Genomic DNA, 20002 nt, shown 5'->3' on the forward strand with positions numbered 1-20002 from the left:
AGTCGGCCGGGGACTTCAGGCTTTGCCGAGGGTCTGCTTCTGGCGGCCGAGGCCCTCGATCTCGAGTTCCATCGTGTCGCCGGGTGACAGGTACGGGAACCGGCCGGACAGCGCGACGCCCTCCGGCGTGCCGGTGTTCACGATGTCGCCGGGGCTCAGCACCATGTACTGCGAGAGGTCGCGGATCAGCGCCGCCACCGAGAAGATCATGTCCTGCGTGTTCGAGTCCTGCCGCGGCTCGCCGTTCACCCACGAGCGCAGGTTCAGGTTTGTCGGGTCGACCTCGTCCGCCGGAACCAGCGAAGGCCCGAGCGGGTTGAACGTCTCGCAGCACTTCCCCTTCGACCACTGGCCGCCGGAGACCTCGATCTGGAACGCGCGCTCGGACACGTCGTTCGAGACGGCGTACCCGGCGATGCAGGCGAGCGCGTCCTCGTCGGTTTCGACGTACCGTGCCTGCTTGCCGATGACGACCGCGAGCTCGACCTCCCAGTCGGTCTTCGCGGAGCCGCGCGGCACCAGTACCTCGTCGTACGCGCCGACGACGGTGTTCGGGTGCTTGAAGAAGACGATCGGCTGCTTCGGCGGCTCGGCGCCCGACTCGGCGGCGTGCGCCGCATAGTTCTGGCCGATGCAGACCACGGCGCCCGGCCGGGCGATCGGCGCGCCGACCCGCAGGCCCTCGATGTCGGCGACCGGCAGCTCGCCGGCCTCGAGCGCCGCGCGGGTCCGGGCGATGCCGTCGGCGGCGAGGAACGCCCCGTCGATGTCTGCGGTGAGCGGGCTCAGGTCGTGAACGGTGCCGTCGGCCGCGCGCACGTACGGGCGCTCCTCGCCGACCGCGCCGAGGCGCAGCAGTTCCACAAATGTCTCCCTAGGACGGATCAGTCTTGTCGAACATGGGCCGCAGCCGGGCGCGGGAGGCCTCGATGTGCGACCGCATCGCCGCGGCCGCCTCCTCCGGATTGCCCTTCCGGACGGCGGTCACCACTGCCTTGTGCTCTCGCAACGCCTTCGTCGCGATGCCGCCACCGTAGTACAGCCGGAACAGGTGCAGGTGGCAGTGTGTCCGCTGGAAGGACAGCCGCGCGGTCTCGTTGCCGGCCAGCTCCAGCACCAGGTCGTGGAACCGCTGGTCGTGCGCGGCCATCGCCCGATAGCTCTCGTACGACGGACGATCCGGTACGTCGGTGTAGCTGAGCATCTCCGCCTTGAGCCGGGCCAGGTCGTCGGCGCCCGCCCGCTCGGCAGCGCGCCCGGCCGCCCACGGCTCGATGTGCAGGCGGTACTCGAAGAGGTCGTCGAACTCCTCACGGGTCAGCCGGGACGACACGCGGTACCCGCGCAACGGCTCCTTGATCACCAGGCCGTCGGACTCCAGCCGGGCCAGCGACTCCCGGATCGGAGTCTGCGAAATGCCCAGCTCACGGGTCAGCGCGTCGATGTTCAACCGGGTGCCCGGCTCCACCACGCTGTCCATGATCAGGCCCTTGACCGTCTCGTAGACGTCGTCACTCAGCACCTGTCGCTGCGGCAGGCGGGCGAGTTGCCCCGCCAGGCCTACGTGCGCATCCGTCACTGTCGCCCGCTCCTCCCGCACTGTGCTCCGCCCGAAGAGGCTCATTCTGCCCGACTCGCAGTCCGTCTTGACGGGTCCAGTGTGAAGCGGGAGCATCAGGTACGCAATATCCTATAGGATCTTGGAGGAAATCGGTGAGCTCTGCGATCGTCCGGGCCGAGGCGTACCTGGTCGACCTGGAGGTCGAGACGGTCCGCACCGACGCCGTCCAGGCCTTCCTGAAGCAGGAGACGATCTTCGTCTCCTTGTCGACATCCGACGGGCTGACCGGGCTCGGGTACTCGTACACGATCGGCACCGGTGGCACAGCCGTGCTCGCATTGCTGCGGGACCACCTGCTGCCGCGACTCGTCGGTGCGGACGCCCGCAACGTGGAGGCGATCTGGTCCGACCTGTTCTGGTCCACGCATGCCACGACTGTCGGTGCGATCACTTCCCTCGCTCTGGCTGCGGTAGACACCGCGCTGTGGGACCTGCGGTGTCTGCGTGCCGGGGAGCCGCTGTGGCGACTGGCCGGTGGCTACCGGCAACAGGTGCCGTTGTACGACACCGAGGGCGGCTGGTTGCACCTGTCAACGGACGAGCTGGTCGCCGGTGCGCTGGCGTCACAGAAGGCCGGCTGGCCCGGTGTGAAGCTCAAGGTCGGGAAGCCGCGGGTGCACGAGGACCTGGAGCGACTGCGGGCGGTTCGAGACGCGGTCGGGCCCGGGCTGGACATCATGGTCGACGCCAACCAGTCGATGACGTACCCCGAGGCTCGCCGGCGTGCAGCCGCGTTCGAGGCGGTGGACCTGTCCTGGTTCGAGGAGCCGTTGCCGGCCGACGATCTGACGGGGCACGTGCACCTGGCGGCGTCCACGTCGATCCCGATCGCCGTGGGGGAGTCGCTGTACTCCGTCTCGCAGTTCCGGGAGTACGTCGCCGCAGGCGGGGCCGGGATCGTCCAGGTGGACGTGGCGCGGGTCGGCGGGATCACTCCGTGGCTGAAGGTGGCGCATCTGGCCGAGACGTTCAACCTCGAGGTGTGCCCGCATTTCCTGATGGAACTGCATGTCAGCCTCACGGCCGCCGTACCCAATGGGCGGTACGTCGAGCACATCCCACAGTTGCGGGCGATCACCCGGTCCGAGATGACCGTCGTCGACGGGCGCGCGGTCGCGCCCGACGTACCCGGTCTGGGGATCGACTGGAATGCTGATGCCATCGACGACCGGCGCGTTGCCTGAGTGAAGGGACCACACCAGCATGAGCAGAGTCGACGCCCATCACCACATCTGGGATCTGAGCGTCCGGGAGCAGTCCTGGATGGTCGGCCCGGAGCTGGACCCGATCCGGCGCACCTTCTCGATCGACGACCTCGCGCCGTTGGCCGCGGCCGCCGACGTCACCTCCACGGTCCTGGTGCAGACCGTTGGCGTCGTCGACGAGACCGTCGAGTTCCTGGAGGTTGCTGCTGGCAACGACCTGGTCGCGGGTGTGGTCGGGTGGGTCGACCTCACGGCCGATGACGTCGCGACCGCTCTGGACGGGTTGATCGCGCGCCCGGACGGCTCGTATTTGAAGGGCATCCGGCACCAGGTACACGACGAGCCGGACGTCGACTGGCTCCTGCGCCCCGACGTTCAGCGCGGGCTGTCCGCCGTCGCCGACGCCGGTCTGGTGTACGACCTGCTCACCAAGACACCGCATCTCCCGGCCGCGATCCAGACCGCCCGCAACCTCCCGCAGCTCACCTTCGTCGTCGACCACATCTCGAAGCCGGCCGTCGGCGAGCCTCTCGAGCCGTGGGCGACCCAACTCCGCGAGCTTGCCGCCCTCCCCAACGTCACCTGCAAACTCTCCGGCATGGTCACCGAAGCCCCCTGGACCACTTGGAAACCCGCCGACCTCCAGCCGTACGCCGACGTCGTCCTGAACGCCTTCGGCCCGGACCGAGTCATGTTCGGCTCCGACTGGCCCGTCTGCCTCCTCGCCGCGTCCTACGCCGAAGTAGTAGAAACCGCCGAAACCCTCACCACCAACCTGTCACCCACCGAACACGAGGCAATCTTCACCACCACCGCCACCCGCACGTACAACCTGTAGCTCCCGCTCACTACTCGGAAGGCGGGAGATGGAGCTCCAAGGCGTTGCGCGGGAAGCGGGGGCGTTTCAGCGTGGGCTGACGGCGGGGGAGATCGAGGCGATCTGCCGGCGGGCGTTCGGTTCTCGCGCGGTGAGGGCTGTTGAGCTGGGGTACGGCGGCTACAACAGCGTCTACCGGGTGGACGTGGCCGGGAGGAACGACCCGGTGATCCTACGGGCGGCACCGCAAGAGGCAGTGCAGTTCGGGTCCGAGCTGCACCTGATGCGGAACGAATACGCGACCGTTCCTTGGCTCGCGGCGATGGCGCCTTTGATGCCACAGGTCCTGGCGGTCGACTGGTCTCACGACATCGTGGACCGGGACTGGATGATCCAGACCTGCCTGGCAGGTATTCCAGCACCGGAGCAACTCGGCCGCTATCCACGATCCGGCCGTACGACGTTCTTCCGCCAACTCGGCGCGATCGCCCGAACCGTGCACGACGTACGCGGACCGCACTTCGGCCGCGTGGCCGGCCCGTCGTACGCGTCCTGGAGTGAGGCAGTGACCGCATCCTTCACGCAGATCGCCGACGACCTGGAGCAAGCGGGTCTCGACGGCACCGACGTACGAAAGGCTGCCGAGCTGGCTGCACAGGAGCGCGCGACGCTGGACGAAGTACGCGAGCCGCGGCTGCTGACGGGCGACCTGTGGACGGTGAACTGCCTCCTCGACGCGACCGCATCCGAACCGCTGATCTCCGGCGTACTCGACTTCGACCGAACCGAGTTCGGCGACCCCGCCGCGGACTGGACCATCCGCATGGCCCAGGCGAAGCACGACGAACGGGAATCCTTCTGGGACTCGTACGGCGCCTTGAACCGAACCCCGGCCGCCCTCTGGCGAGCAAGCCTCTACGAGGCCCGCCACCTAGCCGCACTCCGCCTCGAACGCCACCGCCTCAACAACCCCAAAGCCGTCCGCGAAAGCTACGCCACGATGGCCGAGATCCTCACCCAACTCAGCTGAGCGGCGAGATCAGCCGCGGCGCCCGGAGCGCGCTGCGAAGTCGTCCAGCACGGTGATCACCTCGCGTGCGATCCATGCCCGGTCGCGCTTCCCCGTCGAGATCTGCTTCAGAATCTCTGCTTCCACAAGCTGATCGACGGCGCGCTGCGCGGCCGGCTGTGACACGTCCAGATGCTGCTGGACGTGCGCGATTGTGACGGCCGGTTGGCTGAGGAGGTGCGGCAGGAGGCGACGGGCAGCCGAGCCCTTCCGTGACGGGAGGACTTGCTGCCAGTCGGCGTAGATTTCGGTGAGGTCGCTGACCAGCCGGCGGCCGTTGCCGACGGCAGCGAACGACGCTCGGCCGAACTGCGTGATGATCGGGACGGGGTCGCCGTCTCGGTACGAGCCGAGCGCCGCGAAGTACGCATCGGTGTCGGTGAGCAGGCCGGCTGAGACTGGGACGGTCAGCCGCCTGGTCACGCCGGACCGGCGCAGCATCGCGTGGACGAGAGTCCGGCCGGTGCGGCCGTTCCCGTCGTTGAACGGATGGATCGTCTCGAACTGGGCATGTGCGATCGAGACCTGGGTGAGGACCGGGAGGTCGGTCCGCCGGCAGAACGCGACCAGGTCGTCCATCAACGCCGGCACCCGCTCGTGCCGGGGCGGGACGAACGTCGCAGTGTGTGGGGTCGGCCCGCCCCCGATCCAGACCTGACCGTCTCGGAGCCGCCCGGGATGGGCATAGGCCTGGTCGTGCATCAGTACCCGGTGAGCGGCGAGGATCGAGTCGGTGCTGAGGTCATCGGCCAGATCGATCGCCTTCTGCATGGCCTCGACGTTGGCAGCGACCATCCGGGCGTTCTGACCCGAGGACTCGTTCAGGGTGGCGATGGCCAGCGCTTTCGCTCCCGCGGTGACACCTTCGATCTGCGAGGAGGACGCCGACTCGGTGCGCAGCAGGACGACGGCGAGCGGCGCGAGCTCGCCATCGGCTCGCGGGAGCGACGCGGCGAGCTCGGCGTCGAAGCGGGAGATCTCTACCAGCGCGTCCTCCGCTCCGGCGGCAACCTCCGAAGGGATGTCGAAATCCAGGTCCGAGATCCCAGGCGGGACGGACGCCAGATAGGACCCCGTCGACTCCGCCCGCTCACGACGAGACATCGGGATGTCGCCCGCGTCCCATTCGGACGGCTCCCACCCGACCGCGAGCTGAAGATCTCCGGGTTGGTTCACACTGGCCACTATATAACTTTACTAGAATAAAGTTATATAGCGGCTCGTTCAGGCGTCGGCGGGACGAACTCGACGCGGACGCCGAGGAGGCGGATGGGGCGGTTGAGGGTGAACTTTTCGAGGATGGCGAGGGCTGTGGTGGCTATGACCTCGGGGTCTTGGGTGGGGGTCTTGAGTTTGCGGCTCTTGATGGGGGTGTAGAAGTTGATGAAGCGGACCTTGACCGAGACGCGTTGGATGGTGCGGCCTTCGGCTACGACCTCGCGGGTGACCTCGAGGGCGATGCGGCGGAGTTCGCGTTCCACGGCCGGGCGGTCGGCGAGGTCTTCGGGGAAGGTTTCCTCGTGGCTGCGGGAGACCGGTTCGCGGGGTACGTCGGTGACCTCGGTGTCGCCGAGGCCGCGGCCCAGGGCGGCGTACCAGGTGCCCATCTTGGGACCGAAGCGTTTCTTCAGGACGTCCAGGTCGGCCGCGGCGAGCTCGGCGACCGTCTGCACCCCCAGCTCGCTGAGGTTGCGTTCCATCCGGGGGCCGATGCCCCAGAGGTCGCGGACGGGGCGGTGGTCCATCACCTCGCGCCAGTTGGCCGCGGTGAGGCGGTAGATCCCGGTGGCCGGGCCGGCGCCCTCGAAGGGTTCGGCGTGCGAGCGTTTCTCCTTGGCGAATCCGGTCGCGAGTTTGGCGCGCGTCTTGTTGTCGCCGATGCCGACCGCGCAGGTCAACCCGGTCCGATCGGCAACCGCGGCTCGCAGCTCAAGAGCCAGCGCTTCCGGGTCGTCGGTCTCCGCGCCGACGAAGCACTCGTCCCAGCCCCAGACCTCGACGACGACCGGGAAGGACCGCAGCGTGTCCATCACCTCGGCCGACGCCGCGTCGTACGCCGCCGGGTCCGACGGAAGGAAAACGGCGTCCGGGCATTTCTTGTACGCCGCCCGCACCGGCATCCCGGAATGCACGCCGTACTCCCGTGCCTCGTACGACGCGGTGGCGACCACCTGCCGTGGTTGGGTCGGGTCGCCGGACCCGCCCACCACGACAGGCAGCCCACGGAGCTCAGGCCGCCGCCGGATCTCGACGGCCGCGATGAACTGATCCATGTCCACGTGCAGGAGCCACCAGCTCATAGCTGACAGGTAACCACATCAGCTGGACGCGCTGGAGTACGTCAGCAGCCCGCGCCGCCACAGCAACCGCACCAGCAGCATCGCCACCACCGCGAACCCGACGCCGACTGCCACCGTTCCCCAGCCGAGATCGCCCGCCAGCGCGCGCACCGGGAACGTCGTCGCGAACGCGACCGGGAACGCGAACGTCAGGAACGTCCGCACCGCGACCGGGAAGAACACCAGCGGGTACCGCCCCGCCTCCATCAGGTTCAGGAACACGAACCCGATCGGGTTCACCGACTGCAGCCAGAACGCCAGGAACGACATCGCCGACCACACCGCGGTGAGCAGCACCAACCCGGAGCCGACGAGTACGACGGCCTGCACGATCTGACCCGCTCCAGGGCCGAGGTCGGCCTGCACCAGCCCGATCACCAGGACGGCGATGCCGCTGGCGACGTTCGTGAGCTCCGCGACGTTGATCCACCGCAGTGTCAGGTAGAACTGGCTCGACACCGGCCGCAGCAGGACGCCGTCCAGCTCACCCTCGGTCAGGTACGTCGTCATCCGGTTCAGGTTCGGCGCCACGAACGTCGCCATCAGCCCGGTGACGATCTGGAACACACCGACCAGCGCGATCACCTCCGCCCGCGACCATCCGCCCACCTCGGACGTGAACCCGAACAGCAGCAACGTCGGCACGATCCCCAGCCCGAGCTGCACGAGCCCGACGAGCAGCGTGGTCAGGAAATGCGCACGGAAATGAGTTTCCCGAACCACTGCCTGCGCGAAGAACCGCCGCCACAACCGCAGATGCCGCCACTGCTTGTGCCACCAGGTCCGATCGAGCGGGCTCATGGGGCCTCCCGGTCTGGACTGAGGAGCGGCGGGAGCGAAGCGACCATAGCGACGAGGGAAGACCGGGAGTCACAGCCCCATGACCCGCGCGCCGGAGGCGCGCATTCAATACAGCTCATGCGCCCACCGCCGAGTACGCGCGGATCCCCGCGGACCACACGAGTCGGGCGATCGCCGCGAACACCACGACGTACCCGAGCTGGAATCCCAGCCCTGCAAGGAGTTCGCGGCCGGTCAGCTCACCCGCGACGATCTCGACCGGGAACGACACCGTGTAGCGGAACGGCTGGTGGTCGACGAACCCCCGCGACCACTCCGGCATCAGCGCCAGCGGTACGACGGCACCGGACAGCACGCTCGCGATGATCACGCGGGCCTGGACGAGTGCGCTCACGTCGTCCATCCAGAACGCGAGCGACGCGATCAGGATGTCGATGATGAACACCAGCATCGCCCCGAGCAGGATGCTGATCGCGAACAGCGCCCAGCGGCCCGGGCCGGCCGGGATGTTCATCGAGTCGCGGAAGATCCACCACACGATGCCGATCATCGGCACCAGCGCGAACAGCTTCAGGAACTTCTCCGACAGGTTGTTCGCGACGAACCCGGTCAGCAACGACGCCGGCCGGATCATCCAGCTGGACAGCTTTCCCATCCGGATGTCCTGGGCGAGGAACCCGGCCATCCAGGACGACGTCGCCATCGTGACGACTCCGAGCAGCACGAAGTACGTCGTGATGTACCGCTCGTCGACCGGCAACTGGGCCCCGCTCGCGAGCGCCGTCCGCCAGATCAGCAACGAGATGATCGGCATGCAGATGTTCGCCAGCATGAAGATGATCCACGCGCCGCGGTACACCGACTGCTGCGCGATGTCGGCCGCCGTCATCCGCCGTACGACGCGGAGGTTGCGGACGAGTGTGTTCACGACCCCTCCCCGAGTGTGCTGCGGCGCAGGAACAGGTCGCGCATGATGTCCTCGATATCGGCGTCCGCCACGTCGAGGTCGACCAGCGGACCCAGCCGCGTCAGCTGCTCCATCACGGATCCGGCGCGCTCCCGATCCGCCTCGAGCTTCACCGTCGGCCCGGACACCTCGACCGCGCTCACGCCCTTCAGCCCGGTCAGCCGGTCGGTCTCGACCGGACTCGCGTACGTCGCGCGCACGAGCTTGCGTGGTTGCGCCGTACGGACGAGGTCGTCCAGACCGCCGTCGAACTGCAGCCGGCCGTGGTCGATGATCATCACCCGCGAGCAGAGCGCCTCGATGTCGTCCATGTCGTGGCTGGTGATCAGGATCGTCGTACCGCGGAGCCGGTTGACGTCGGCGAGGAACGACCGGACCCGGGCCTTCGCGACGACGTCGAGACCGATCGTCGGCTCGTCCAGGAACAGGATCTCCGGGCCGTGGACGAGGGCCGCCATCAGTTCGAGCTTCATGCGTTCCCCGAGCGAGGTCTTGCGGACCTGCACGTTCAGCAGGTGCTCGACCTCGAGCAGCTCGGCGAGTTCGGCGACGTTCCGATCGAACTCCGCGGTGGACAGGCCGTACATGTCCTTGTGCAGCAGGAGACTCTCCATCGCCGGAACGTCCCACCACAGCATGGTTTTCTGGCCCATGACGAGTGCGATCCGGCGCAGGTAGTCGTGCTTGCGGTCCGACGGCGTGTGGCCGAGCACCTGCAGGTCGCCGGACGTGGTGTAGAGCAGGCCGGACAGCATCTTCAGCGTGGTCGTCTTGCCGGCGCCGTTCGGGCCGAGCAGTCCGACGACCTCGCCACGGCCGATGGAGAAGGTGACCCGATCGACGGCGAGCCGGGTCTCGTACTTGCGTTTCACCAGGCTCTTCAGTGCGCCGCCGAGTCCGGCGCGCTGCTGGTGGAAGGTGTAGGTCTTGGTCAGGTCTTGTGCCGCGATGACCGGCGGCAGGTCGTGAACAGGCGTCACGTGAAAGCACCGCTTTCGAGAGAGTGTCAGGACCGGGCAGCGTCCACGCGCAAACGCGCAGAGCGCAGGCCGCTCACGCCAAGTGAGATCGGCCAGGCGGACCCTGTGGTCCGTCCCGGCTACGCGGTCCGGTCCGACCGCGGGGGTTGAACGGATATCAACCCTTATCTCGACGGCGTGTCGACATCGCTCCCTGTGGGTCCTTCCGACGTGCGGCTGCCACCGACCACGGTATGACGCGACGGAAAGCGCCGTCCACCCTGTTTCAGAGGTCCTTGCGCATCTGCTGCGAGATGACGGTGTAGCCGAGCGAGTCGTACAGGGCGATCGCGGTGGTGTTGTCGCCGAAGACGTTCAGGTCCAGCTGGGTGTGGCCGAGCCGCCGGCACTCCTCCTCGCCGGCCAGCATGATCGCCCGGCCGTAGCCTTTGCCGCGGTGCGCGTGGTCCACCTCGATGCCGTAGATGAACGGCACCTTCGACTTGGTGCTGATCCAGAGGCTGCCGACCGGCTCGTCGTCCACGACCGCGATCCAGATCAGTTGCCGGTCGGTGGCCGGTCCCTCCGGCAGCAGCTGCTCGGTCTGCTCGTAGGCGAGCGCGAGCGCTTCGTCCGGGGTCAGCCCGCGGGCAGGCCCGACTCCGGCCGCGAACGAGGCGGCGGCGCGCTCCATCCAGCTCGGGTACTCGCTGTCGGTTATCGGGCGGAGGATCACCGGTGGCGTCGTCACGACCACGACCATAAACCCGCCCGCACCCGGTGTCCGGCATCAACTGGCATATCGTGCGGCGGGTGGTGGACTTGACGTTAGAGGTGGCTCAGAAGTTGTTGGCGGCCCAGCCGTTCAGTGTGCTGGTCGGGGCCCGGGTGACCGCGTTCGGGGACGGTGGCGCGACGCTCGAGCTCGACATCCGGCCGGATCTCCTGCAGCAGAACGGTTTCCTGCACGGCGGCGTACTCAGCTACGCGGCCGACAACGCCCTCACGTTCGCCGGCGGTACAGCGCTCGGCCCCGAGGTGCTGACCGGTGGCTTCACGATCAGCTACCTCCGCCCGGCCCGGGGCGTGCTGCTCCGGGCCGTGGCGAAGGTCGCGTATTCGAGCAGGCGGCAGGCGACGTGCACCTGCGAACTCACCACGCTCGACGACGCCGGTACGTCGGCCCTGTGCGCGATCGCCCAGGGCACGATCGTCGCCCGCTAGTCGAAGAGCCCGCTAGTCGAAGAGCTCCTCCAGGAACGACTTCTTTTTCTTCTTGTGCGGGTACTGGTTCCCGTACCGCGGGTCGTACCGCCGGTCGTTGTCGCGCCGGTCGTTGTCGTAGCGCCGGTCGTCGTCGTACCGCTTCTTCTCCTCGTACCGAGGCTGCTGCGACTGCTGCGGTGTGTTGAACCGCGCCTCGGCGTCGACGAGCCGCTCCAGCTCACCCCGGTCGAGGAAGATCCCGCGGCAGTCACCGCACTGGTCGACGGTGATCCCGCTGCGCTCGTACGTCCGCATCGCGCCGCGGCACTTAGGGCAAACCAAGCTCTCCATCCGGCAACCCTAAGTGACGATTTTCCCGTGACGGCGCGCTCTCAGCGAACTCTCAGGAAGTCCTCATCTGAAGCTGCCGAGGAAGGTCTTCAGGATCGGGCCGGCGGTGTGCGAGCCGGACTCGCCGCCTTCCACGATGACCGCGAACGCCACGTCACCGCGGTAGCCGGCCATCCACGCGTTGGTGGTCACCTTGCCGTTCGCGACGACCTCGGCGGTACCTGTCTTGGCAGCGACCGCTCCGTTGCCGGCCAGCACCTTCGCCGTACCGCCGGTGACCGTGGTGCGCATGAACGTCCGCAGCGCCGCGACAGTTGCCGCGGGCAACGGGGAGGCAGCCGCACCGGCGGCGTCCTTGCCCGGTACGAGCACCGGCTTCATCGCCGTACCGTGGTCGACCGTCGCGGCGACCAGTGCGATCGCCAGCGGGCTCGCGGTGACCGTGCCCTGGCCGATCATCGACGCGGCCTCCTCGACGTCGTCCTTGGGCGCCGGCACCTGGCCGCCGTACGCCGAGATCGACAGGTTGAGGTCCCGCCCGATGCCGAACATCGCCGCGGCCTTCGTCATCCCGTCCTTCGGCAGCCGCGCGTGCTGGGAGATGAACGCGGTGTTGCAGGACTGATTGAACGCCTGCTGCATCGTGCCGTTGCCGTACGCCTTCAGCGCGTCGTAGTTCTTGAACGTCTTGCCGAACACGTTGATCGTGTTCGTGCACGGCAGCGGTGTCGCGGCGGTCAGCCCACTGCCCAGGAGCGCCGCCGAGGTGACGATCTTGAACGTCGAGCCCGGTGCGTACCGGCCCTGGAAGGCGCGGTTGTAGCTGGCCACCTGCGGCCCGTTCGCCGCGGCGAGGATCTGTCCAGTCGACGCCTGGACGGCGACCAGTGAGGCCGGCAGCTTGCTGGTCGCCAGCGCGGCCTCGGCGGCCTTCTGCATGTTCGTGTCGAGGGTGGTCTTCACCGGCTTGCCGGCGGTGCCCTTCTGGCTGAAGACGGTCTTGATCGTCAGCTTGGTCTTGCCGTCCCGCAGCGCGACCGTGCCGCCCGGCGTACCGGCGAGCTGCTGCTGGAACGCGTACTGCAGGCCGGTCGTGCCGACCTGGTCCTGTGCCGACGCGGTCGGGCCCGCGTTCTTCAGGGTCTCGTCGGTCGCGGTCTTCATGGTGCCGAGCAGTGACCGGGCGAACGTCGAGGTCGGCGGCAGCGACTGTGTGCCGCCCATGGTCAGCACCCCGGGCAGCTTGCTCATCGTCGGCCGGAGCGCCTCCCACTCCTCGGCCCGGATCGTGATCGCGTCCACGAACTGCCCGGCCGGCGCGGCCTTCGCCCGTGCGGCGAGCTTCGCGCCGTCGACGTCGAGGTATTTCGTGAACGCGGCGTACGTCGCTGCCGTCGCCTTGGTGCCCGCGGCAACGCCGACGATCACGACCGGCCGGTTCGCGGTCAGGGCGACACCGTTGCGGTCCAGGATCGAGGCCCGGGCCGGCAGCGTGCGGACCCGCTTCAGGTAGTTGCTGTCGCCGAGACCGGGGTAGATCGTGTCGCCCGACGCTTTCACTTTCCACGCGTCGCCGGTCTTCACCGCGGTCGCCGTACTGGTCCACTTCATCGCGCCGATACCGCGCAACTGCGCCTCGACGGCCAGTTCCTGGGTGCAGTTGCCGTCGGTGCACTTCGGATCGCCCTGCGGGGTGACGGTCACGGTGCTCGCGACCAGCGCGGTGTCGACGTCGTCGAGCCGCTTCGCGAACACCGTCGGGTTGTCGGTCAGCGCCCCGGCCGCGTCCGGCTTCCCGTTCGGCGCCCACGCCTTCACCCAGGCGTCGGCGAACTGCTTGATGACGGCGCCGGACGCCTGCTGCTCGTCGCTCCCGGACTTCCCACCGCCGCCGGACTTGCTGTCCGAACAACCAGCGGTGATCAGCAGAGTACTCAGGCAGACGATCGCAGTGGTTCGCTTCACAATCCCAACTCTCGCACGACGACGGATGGACACCGGGGCACAGTCTTCGGCGTGTGGTTACCCGACCACGAGGGCGAAACTACTCAACCCACCCAAGTACGACGCGCGCACCCGCTCGGGAGTTGGCGTCAGAGGGTGGGTGAATCGGGAGCGAGACGCTGCGCGAATCGGCGGACCCGGATTCTGGAACCGCGTTCCAGCGGCGCGCCGCCAGGCGTATTCTGCTCCTTTGTGACCCGCCTTGCTCTGCACAGCCGCCTGATTCCCGGTACCGAAGAGGCCTACGAGCTCGAGCACGCTCGCGTCTGGCCCGAGCTGATCACCGCGATGCACACCGCCGGGATCAGCGACTGGTCGATCTGGCGCAGCGGCCGCGACCTCTTCCACCTGGTGGTGACCGACGACTTCGAGGCCGCGGTCGCGTACCTGCGCAACGACCCGACCGACCAGCGCTGGCAGCAGCACATGAGCCAGTTCGTCGAGGGCTTCGCCGAGAACCCGGAGGGCGTGGCCGGCCAGTCCCTGCGCCACGTCTGGACGATGAGCGAGCAGACCGACTAGTACATCTCCCAGACCAGCAACTCGGCACCGTCCGGGCCGGCGGTGAGACGCCCGCCTGAGTCCGTCAGCCGCACGGCGTCCCCGGTCCTCAGCTCACCGGCGCCCTCGAGCTCGGCCGTACCCGTCGCCACGAACAGATGCAGGTACGGCGCTGCCGGCAGCTCGACCGTCTGCGCCGGCGTGAGCCGGGCGACCGACATCCCGGCCTGGGGCTGGTTGAGACGGATCGCCGTACTCGAAGCATGTTTGGCCAGTCCCGATGCGACCGGGATCAGCTCACCGGTCGTCAGATCCAACTCCGCCTGCTCGTACGACGGCGGCAGATCCAACGCCTCGGGCCGGACCCACATCTGCACGTAGTGCACCGGTTCGCCGCCGTCGTTCCACTCCGAGTGCTGGATCCCGGACCCCGCACTCATCCGCTGCGCCAGCCCCGGATACACCACCCCGCTGTTCCCCTGCGAATCCTGGTGCGCCAGCGCGCCGCGCAGTACCCAGGTCACAATCTCCAGATCCTGATGCGGATGCTGCTCAAACCCGGTGCCGGGGGCAACCGTCTCGTCGTTGTGGGCGAGCAGGAAGCCGAACCCGACATTCGCCGGGTCGTAATGCGGTCCGAACGAGAACGAGTGCCGCGAGTCCAGCCACTCGCTGGCCGTCCGGAACCGCTCGTCCGCCCGATGGATCTCCACAGGTTCTAGTAATACCCGGTCTCGCCGTCGAGCAGTTCGCGCATCGCGTCCAGGTGCCCGACATGCCGCGCGGTCTCCTCGACCATGTGGATGAGGATCCAGCGCAAAGACGGCTGGTAGTCCGGGTCCTTCCCGACCTCGTCGAGCGAGTGGGCCGCGGTGATCTCGTTCGACTGCGCGTACTGCGCATCGAACTCGTCCAGCAGCTGCGCCAGTGGTACGCCGTCCACCCGCATGTCTGCGCTTTCCGGTTCCTTCCGGAACTGTGGGTTGGTCCCCTCCGGCTCGCCCAGGAAGATCACGTTGAACCAGCAGTGCTCGGTCCACCGCATGTGCGACACGAGCCCGGCAGGCGTCATCAACGGCGACTTCGGGAGCACCGCGCGATGTTCGTCCTCAGGCCGCAGTTTTTCGAGCTTCCGCCGTACCAGCATCCGCTGCAGGTCCAGCCACCCGACCAACTGGGTTCGCTCGTCGGCCACGATCGGCGGTCGTTTGTCGCGCAGATTCATACCCGGAACCTTAGGTCCTGTCCGGGTGACGAAAACGGACTGCGCCGCTCGGTGGGCGGCGCAGTCCGGTCTACTGGTGAGACGTCCGGTCAGCCCGTCGGGTTCCCGTTGTCGGAGCCGAGGGTGGCTTTGATCGACTGGGGCTTGCCGTTGCGGGTGACGGTGAGGGTCACCTGATCGCCCGGGCGGTGCGAACGGACCGCGGCGACCAACGCGTCCCCTGACGCGATCGCCTTACCGTCCACAGCGGTGACCACGTCACCTGACTGCAGACCGGCCTTGTCCGCCGCACCGCCGGGCGTAACCTCGCCGAGGCGTGCTCCGTTCGTGAGCCCGTCGGAGGACTGCGCGTCGCCGACCGTCACACCGAGCCGCGCATGAGTGGCCTTGCCCTTGGCCACCAGCTCGTCGATGATCGGCTTGGCCTGGTCGATCGGGATCGCGAACCCCAGGCCGATGTTCCCGCCTTCGGATTGTCCCGATCCGCCGGCGGTCTTGATCGCGCTGTTGATACCGACCACCTGGCCGGCGAGGTCGATGAGGGCGCCGCCGGAGTTCCCCGGATTGATCGCGGCGTCCGTCTGAACTGCTGGGAAGACCGTCGTACTGTCCTGCTGCTCGTCGCCCGAGGTCACCGGGCGGTTCAGCGCCGAGACGATGCCGCTGGTCACGGTCGCCTCCAGGCCGAACGGCGAGCCGATCGCCACCACGCCCTGCCCGACCGCGAGCTTTCCGCTCTGGCCGAGGGTCGCCGGGGTCAGGTCGGTCGCGTCGGCGTGGATCACCGCGAGGTCCGTGAGCGGGTCGGTGCCCTTGATCGTGGCGCTGACAGTGCGGCCGTCGTTCAGGATCACACTGAGCTTCGCGCCCTGACCGGCCCCGGAGACCACGTGGTTGTTGGTGACGATCAGGCCGTCCTTGCTGATCACGATGCCGGACCCGGTCGCCTCGCCTTGCGAGGTCGCGACCGCGATCTTCACCACGCTCGGCAGCACCTTCGCGGCGGCGCTCTGCACCGAGCCGTCCGGCGCCGACACGGGAGCCGCCTGGCTGCCGTTCAGAGGGGAGGTCACCGACGGGGTGTTCGTGGTGTGGTCATTGGTTGCCGAGTAGACGGCTGCGCCGCCGACGCCGCTCGCGGCGCCGACCAGCAGCGCGGTCAGCGCCACTGCGGCCAGTCCGCCCCGGCGCTTCGGCTTCACCGCGGTGGCGGTGGCCGGCTGCGGTCCGATGGGCCAGTTCGGGCCCGGAGACGTCCCCTGATGCGTCCCCGGCGCCCCGAACTGCGGATAAGTACTCCCACCTGAGGGGTACTGTCCCGGCCGCTGCCCTTGCGGCCCCGAGTCCAGCCGCGGCTGCCCACCTTGCGGTGCGTGCTGCTGCTGCTGATGCTGCCCGTACATCGGCAACTGCTGCGTCCGCTCCGGCCCCTGCGGTCCCTGTGCGTTCTGGCCGGGCTGGTTCTGCGGCTGCTGCGGCTGGTTCTCGGTCATGGCACGTACTTTGTCGGCCGGACCTGAGAGGGCCCTGAAGATCCCCTCGGAGTGACCGAAGAACTCCATGAAGATCCTCTGAAGAGGGAAGCGCTGCCGGAACGACTCTTAACTCGCCGCTGACAAAATACTGTGCTGGCCAGGGTAGACATTCGCCGATCGACTGGCTAAAGTCTCTTCTGTTGCCACGAGAGAACAAGAGAAGCTGACGCGGGCGGCCAACGACCGCCCAGCAGTACGAGCAGTATCAGCAGGACCCGGCCGACGAGTTCGTAGTGCAGTACCTGTAGTTCAGTACCTGTAATTCAGTGCAGTACCTGTAGTTCGCAGTCAAGTAGTGCAGTAACCGCAGTACGCAGTCGCAGTACCAGCAAGAGTGAAGTGGTAAGTCGCAGTACTCGGCCGGTGCAACAAGAAGTCGGAACACTGAAGAAGAGGAGTGGATCTACATCATCAGGATCGCCCGCCGTGGCTGTGTTTCGCCGGGCGGGTACCGCAGTCCCATCGTGATTGGAAGGTGGTTCTCGGTTACGCATTGTGCGATCCCAGCGACGTCCGGCCTGCACGGCGGACCGCGGAAGTAGAGGCTGACTCGAGAGTCAGTAGATGGTGAAAATCCAAACCCAGGGCCCCGGTGCTTCGGCACCGGGGCCCTCGACACGGAGGTGCGATGACCCCAGGCCAGCCAGCGGAGCAAACGATGTCAGAAAACCCTGAAACACCAACGGCCAACCTCGACGACGAGGACTTCCCCGCCTACACGATGGGACGGGCCGCCGAGCTGCTCGGTGCCACGCCTGGATTCCTGCGCAGCCTGGACGAGGCGAAGCTGATCACCCCCCAGCGTTCCGAGGGCGGACATCGCCGCTACTCCCGCTACCAGCTCCGGCTGGCCGCCCGCGCTCGCGAGCTGGTCGACAACGGGACCTCGCTGGACGCCGCCTGCCGGATCATCATCTTGGAGGACCAACTGGCCGAGGCGATGCGGATCAACGCCGAGCTCAGCGCATCGGACGAGGAAAGCTGACTCGAGCCCCCGTCCGCGGGCTTGCCGGGTCCTAACGGGTCTGTGTCGCCGCGTGCGGCAGCCACAGGGTGAACTGCGCGCCGGCTCCGGGCACGTTGCGAGCGTAGATCATGCCGCCGTGCTGCTCCGCGGCGTGCTTCACGATCGCCAGGCCCAGGCCCGATCCAGGACGGCTACGGGCCTCGCTGGAGCGGTAGAACCGGTCGAACACGTGCGGCAGATCCGCCTCGGCGATCCCGGGTCCGGAGTCGGTCACCGTCAGTACGCCGTCCAGCAGCCGGACCGTCACGTGGCCGACGGGCTGTCCGTCGCTGCGCTGCTCCGTACCTTCAGGAACGCTGTACTTCGCCGCGTTGTCGAGCAGGTTCGTGACCGCGCGCCCGAGCAGCCGCTCGTCACCCCAGACCGGGAAGGGCGTGAGCTGGACGTGCCACTCCAGTCCGGGCGCGCGTCGCCGTACCTTGATGACGGCGTCCTCGACCAGGTTGGACAGCTCGATCAGCTCCGCGTTCCGCACCTGCGGGGTGTCGCGGGCCAGCTCGGTCAGGTCGCCGATCAGCTGCGTCAGCTCGTCCATCTGCGCCCGTACGTCGTCCAGTAGTTGCTGCCTGTCCTCTGGCCGGAGGCCGCCGCGCTTGTCCGCCTGGGCGAGCAGATCCAGGTTCGTGCGGACGCTGGTCAGCGGCGTACGCAGCTCGTGGCCCGCGTCGCCGACGAGCCGGCGCTGCCGGTCGCGGGACTGCGCGAGCGCGCCGAGCATCGCGTTGAACGCCATCGCCAGCCGGGAGATCTCGTCGGTCCCGGTCACCGGGATCGGCTTCAGGTCCTCGGTCCGCGCGACGTGCTCCGCCGCTCCGGTCAGCCGCGCCAACGGCCGCAGACCGGACCGCGCTACCGCGTTACCCGCGAGCGCTGCCCCGATCACGCCGATCAGCCCGAACGCCCACAGCACGATGCCGAGGTTGTGCAGCGTCTGATCGATCGGCCCCAACGACTGCCCGACGACCAGAGCCCCGGGCTGGAGGTAGTTCTCCGGTTCCGCCCGACAGGCCTGGCTCAGGCCCTGCGGGCAGTAGCTCGCGCTGACGGCGACCACGCGGAAATGCGAGCCGACGTTGCGTACGCCGACGGTCCGCAGGCTGACCTCGTTCCCCTGGGCGCGCGCTACCTGGAGTTCGTCCTGGCCCATCGGCGGCAGCAGGCTGTTCGGCGGCCCGAACTGCTGCCCTTCGGCGCTGATCACGCCGACACGGATGTCACTCAGGCCGAGAGCGTCCGACGGCACACCCTGCAGGATCGTGAGATCGGTCAGGACGCCTTTCTTCGCGGCCTGGGCAGCACGCTGGGTGAGGCTGTTGTCGAGGTTCTGGTACATCTGCTGGCGCACGGTGACGTACGCCGCGATGCTGACGATCGCCACCGCGAGGCCGACCGCGACCGCCGCGAGCAACGTCACGCGGGCATGCAGCGTGAGCTTGTGGAGCGTCTCGTTCCACCACGTCTGGGTCCGGGCAGCGGTCGCCGCGACACGATTGCCGTTGCTACTGGCAACGGGCGGCCGGGACTGCGTCGGCGGTTGCGGCTGTTGTTGCGGTTGCTGCGGACGGTCGGCGTACGACGGGAACTGCTCGGGGCGTTGCTCACTCACGGCGGGGTGTCCCTCAGCACGTACCCGATACCGCGGACGGTGTGGATCAGGCGAGGCAGGCCGTTCACCTCGGTCTTGCGGCGCAGGTAGCCGACGTAGACCTCGAGCGAGTTGGCGGTGGTGGGGAAGTCGTAGCCCCAGACCGCGTCCAGGATGACCGCGCGCTCCAGCACGCGGCGGGGGTTGCGGATCAGCAGCTCGAGCAGGGAGAACTCGGTCCGGGTGAGCTGGATCGCCACGTCCCCGCGATGCACCTCGTGCGCGTCGACGTCGACCACGAGGTCGGCGTACTGCAGCACCTCGCCGCGCTGGCCGCCGTCGCCCGGGGTGCTGCTGCGGCGCAGCAGCGCGCGCAGCCGGGCCAGCAGCTCCTCGAGCGCGAAGGGCTTGGTCAGGTAGTCGTCGCCGCCGGCGTCCAGGCCGTCGACCCGGTCCGCGACCGCGTCCCGCGCGGTGAGCACCAGGATCGGCACATTGTTGCCCGCGGCCCGCAAGGCCTTGGTGGTCTCCAGTCCGTCCAGCCGCGGCATCATCACGTCCATCACCACGACGTCCGGCTCGACGTTGCCGATCACCGCGAGCGCCTCGGCACCGTCGGACGCGGTCACGACCTCGAAGTCGTTGAACTCCAGCGAACGGCGCAACGAGTCCCGGACCGCCCGGTCGTCGTCCACCACCAGTACCCGCATCGTCTGCCCCGCTTCGCTCGAAGTTCCGTCACCGAGACTAGGTCGCTTCTGTGAGAATCGCCTGAGAACCCGCTGATCCC

Annotated in this window: 21 protein-coding genes; 6 read left to right on the top strand and 15 right to left on the bottom strand. The window is 68.1% G+C overall.

Annotated features, from left to right (window positions below):
- Nucleotides 1–15: 15 nt before the first annotated feature.
- Nucleotides 16–864: a fumarylacetoacetate hydrolase family protein gene (locus EV647_RS37745; protein WP_134011783.1), complete on the bottom strand. Its 849-nt coding sequence runs from the start codon at nucleotides 862–864 to the stop codon at nucleotides 16–18.
- Between the two features lie 10 nt (nucleotides 865–874).
- Entirely contained in the window at nucleotides 875–1579 is a 705-nt protein-coding gene (locus tag EV647_RS37750) for a GntR family transcriptional regulator (protein WP_134011785.1), read from the bottom strand.
- A 134-nt stretch (nucleotides 1580–1713) separates the two neighbouring features.
- On the opposite strand from EV647_RS37750, the gene EV647_RS37755 reads away from it, so the two are divergent.
- The 3 genes from EV647_RS37755 to EV647_RS37765 are packed head-to-tail and all read left to right on the top strand — an operon-like array spanning nucleotide 1714 to nucleotide 4673.
- On the top strand, nucleotides 1714–2805 hold the full coding sequence (locus tag EV647_RS37755) for a mandelate racemase/muconate lactonizing enzyme family protein (RefSeq protein ID WP_238177598.1): 1092 nt from the start codon (nucleotides 1714–1716) through the stop codon (nucleotides 2803–2805).
- 19 nt (nucleotides 2806–2824) lie between these two features.
- Nucleotides 2825–3664, top strand: a complete 840-nt coding sequence (locus EV647_RS37760) for an amidohydrolase (protein ID WP_134011787.1) — start codon at nucleotides 2825–2827, stop codon at nucleotides 3662–3664.
- 28 nt (nucleotides 3665–3692) lie between these two features.
- The gene (locus EV647_RS37765) at nucleotides 3693–4673 is read left to right on the top strand and encodes a phosphotransferase family protein (protein WP_134011789.1); all 981 of its coding nucleotides are present in this window, start codon (nucleotides 3693–3695) and stop codon (nucleotides 4671–4673) included.
- A 9-nt stretch (nucleotides 4674–4682) separates the two neighbouring features.
- Here EV647_RS37765 and EV647_RS37770 read toward each other — a convergent pair whose 3' ends face one another.
- The 6 genes from EV647_RS37770 to EV647_RS37795 all read right to left on the bottom strand — a co-directional run bounded on the left by EV647_RS37770 (nucleotide 4683) and on the right by EV647_RS37795 (nucleotide 10529).
- Entirely contained in the window at nucleotides 4683–5888 is a 1206-nt protein-coding gene (locus EV647_RS37770) for a Fic family protein (RefSeq protein ID WP_202871014.1), read from the bottom strand.
- Nucleotides 5889–5920: 32 nt separating this feature from the next.
- The gene (locus tag EV647_RS37775) at nucleotides 5921–7012 is read right to left on the bottom strand and encodes a DNA polymerase IV (RefSeq protein ID WP_134011791.1); all 1092 of its coding nucleotides are present in this window, start codon (nucleotides 7010–7012) and stop codon (nucleotides 5921–5923) included.
- Between the two features lie 18 nt (nucleotides 7013–7030).
- On the bottom strand, nucleotides 7031–7852 hold the full coding sequence (locus tag EV647_RS37780; protein ID WP_134011793.1) for an ABC transporter permease: 822 nt from the start codon (nucleotides 7850–7852) through the stop codon (nucleotides 7031–7033).
- A 115-nt stretch (nucleotides 7853–7967) separates the two neighbouring features.
- Nucleotides 7968–8780: an ABC-2 family transporter protein gene (locus EV647_RS37785; protein WP_134011795.1), complete on the bottom strand. Its 813-nt coding sequence runs from the start codon at nucleotides 8778–8780 to the stop codon at nucleotides 7968–7970.
- On the bottom strand, nucleotides 8777–9799 hold the full coding sequence (locus EV647_RS37790) for an ATP-binding cassette domain-containing protein (protein WP_134011797.1): 1023 nt from the start codon (nucleotides 9797–9799) through the stop codon (nucleotides 8777–8779). The genes EV647_RS37785 and EV647_RS37790 overlap by 4 nt, the downstream gene beginning before the upstream one ends.
- A 265-nt stretch (nucleotides 9800–10064) precedes the next feature.
- Nucleotides 10065–10529 (bottom strand): GNAT family N-acetyltransferase, encoded by a 465-nt coding sequence (locus EV647_RS37795; protein WP_238175356.1) that lies wholly within the window; start codon nucleotides 10527–10529, stop codon nucleotides 10065–10067.
- Nucleotides 10530–10591: 62 nt separating this feature from the next.
- Between EV647_RS37795 and EV647_RS37800 the strand changes: the two genes are divergently transcribed.
- Complete coding sequence (locus EV647_RS37800) at nucleotides 10592–11002, top strand: PaaI family thioesterase (protein ID WP_134011801.1); 411 nt, start codon at nucleotides 10592–10594, stop codon at nucleotides 11000–11002.
- 12 nt (nucleotides 11003–11014) lie between these two features.
- Here EV647_RS37800 and EV647_RS37805 read toward each other — a convergent pair whose 3' ends face one another.
- Nucleotides 11015–11335 (bottom strand): zf-TFIIB domain-containing protein, encoded by a 321-nt coding sequence (locus EV647_RS37805; RefSeq protein WP_134011803.1) that lies wholly within the window; start codon nucleotides 11333–11335, stop codon nucleotides 11015–11017.
- 63 nt (nucleotides 11336–11398) lie between these two features.
- Nucleotides 11399–13300, bottom strand: coding sequence for a penicillin-binding transpeptidase domain-containing protein (locus EV647_RS37810; protein WP_134011805.1), 1902 nt, complete (start codon nucleotides 13298–13300; stop codon nucleotides 11399–11401).
- A 231-nt stretch (nucleotides 13301–13531) separates the two neighbouring features.
- Here EV647_RS37810 and EV647_RS37815 point away from each other — a divergent pair, with 231 nt between their 5' ends.
- Entirely contained in the window at nucleotides 13532–13861 is a 330-nt protein-coding gene (locus tag EV647_RS37815; protein WP_134011807.1) for an L-rhamnose mutarotase, read from the top strand.
- Here EV647_RS37815 and EV647_RS37820 read toward each other — a convergent pair.
- The 3 genes from EV647_RS37820 to EV647_RS37830 form a co-directional block, all read right to left on the bottom strand.
- Nucleotides 13858–14553 (bottom strand): pirin family protein, encoded by a 696-nt coding sequence (locus EV647_RS37820; protein ID WP_134011809.1) that lies wholly within the window; start codon nucleotides 14551–14553, stop codon nucleotides 13858–13860. The two genes, EV647_RS37815 and EV647_RS37820, sit on opposite strands and share 4 nt — an antisense overlap.
- 5 nt (nucleotides 14554–14558) lie before the next feature.
- Nucleotides 14559–15065: a DinB family protein gene (locus EV647_RS37825; RefSeq protein WP_134011811.1), complete on the bottom strand. Its 507-nt coding sequence runs from the start codon at nucleotides 15063–15065 to the stop codon at nucleotides 14559–14561.
- Nucleotides 15066–15154: 89 nt separating this feature from the next.
- Nucleotides 15155–16558, bottom strand: coding sequence for a S1C family serine protease (locus EV647_RS37830; RefSeq protein ID WP_134011813.1), 1404 nt, complete (start codon nucleotides 16556–16558; stop codon nucleotides 15155–15157).
- A gap of 700 nt (nucleotides 16559–17258) precedes the next feature.
- On the opposite strand from EV647_RS37830, the gene EV647_RS37835 reads away from it, so the two are divergent.
- Nucleotides 17259–17585, top strand: coding sequence for a MerR family transcriptional regulator (locus EV647_RS37835; RefSeq protein WP_134011815.1), 327 nt, complete (start codon nucleotides 17259–17261; stop codon nucleotides 17583–17585).
- 31 nt (nucleotides 17586–17616) lie between these two features.
- Here EV647_RS37835 and EV647_RS37840 read toward each other — a convergent pair whose 3' ends face one another.
- Together EV647_RS37840 and EV647_RS37845 are read right to left on the bottom strand one after the other, a co-directional pair.
- Nucleotides 17617–19233, bottom strand: coding sequence for a cell wall metabolism sensor histidine kinase WalK (locus tag EV647_RS37840; RefSeq protein ID WP_202876453.1), 1617 nt, complete (start codon nucleotides 19231–19233; stop codon nucleotides 17617–17619).
- Complete coding sequence (locus EV647_RS37845) at nucleotides 19230–19922, bottom strand: response regulator transcription factor (protein ID WP_133784226.1); 693 nt, start codon at nucleotides 19920–19922, stop codon at nucleotides 19230–19232. Before EV647_RS37845 ends, EV647_RS37840 begins: the two co-directional genes overlap by 4 nt.
- Nucleotides 19923–20002 lie beyond the last annotated feature (80 nt).

Origin of the sequence: Kribbella sp. VKM Ac-2566 (assembly GCF_004366005.1) — a bacterium.
Taxonomy (GTDB): Bacteria; Actinomycetota; Actinomycetes; order Propionibacteriales; family Kribbellaceae; genus Kribbella; species Kribbella pratensis.

Excerpts from the sequence above, each read along its gene's own strand:
- EV647_RS37760 (WP_134011787.1), top strand. The coding sequence starts at position 2,825 with ATGAGCAGAGTCGACGCCCATCACCACATCTGGGATCTGAGCGTCCGG.
- EV647_RS37765 (WP_134011789.1), top strand. The coding sequence starts at position 3,693 with ATGGAGCTCCAAGGCGTTGCGCGGGAAGCGGGGGCGTTTCAGCGTGGG.
- EV647_RS37775 (WP_134011791.1), bottom strand. The coding sequence starts at position 7,012 with ATGAGCTGGTGGCTCCTGCACGTGGACATGGATCAGTTCATCGCGGCC.
- EV647_RS37780 (WP_134011793.1), bottom strand. The coding sequence starts at position 7,852 with ATGAGCCCGCTCGATCGGACCTGGTGGCACAAGCAGTGGCGGCATCTG.
- EV647_RS37805 (WP_134011803.1), bottom strand. The coding sequence starts at position 11,335 with ATGGAGAGCTTGGTTTGCCCTAAGTGCCGCGGCGCGATGCGGACGTAC.
- EV647_RS37825 (WP_134011811.1), bottom strand. The coding sequence starts at position 15,065 with ATGAATCTGCGCGACAAACGACCGCCGATCGTGGCCGACGAGCGAACC.
- EV647_RS37830 (WP_134011813.1), bottom strand. The coding sequence starts at position 16,558 with ATGACCGAGAACCAGCCGCAGCAGCCGCAGAACCAGCCCGGCCAGAAC.
- EV647_RS37835 (WP_134011815.1), top strand. The coding sequence starts at position 17,259 with ATGTCAGAAAACCCTGAAACACCAACGGCCAACCTCGACGACGAGGAC.
- EV647_RS37845 (WP_133784226.1), bottom strand. The coding sequence starts at position 19,922 with ATGCGGGTACTGGTGGTGGACGACGACCGGGCGGTCCGGGACTCGTTG.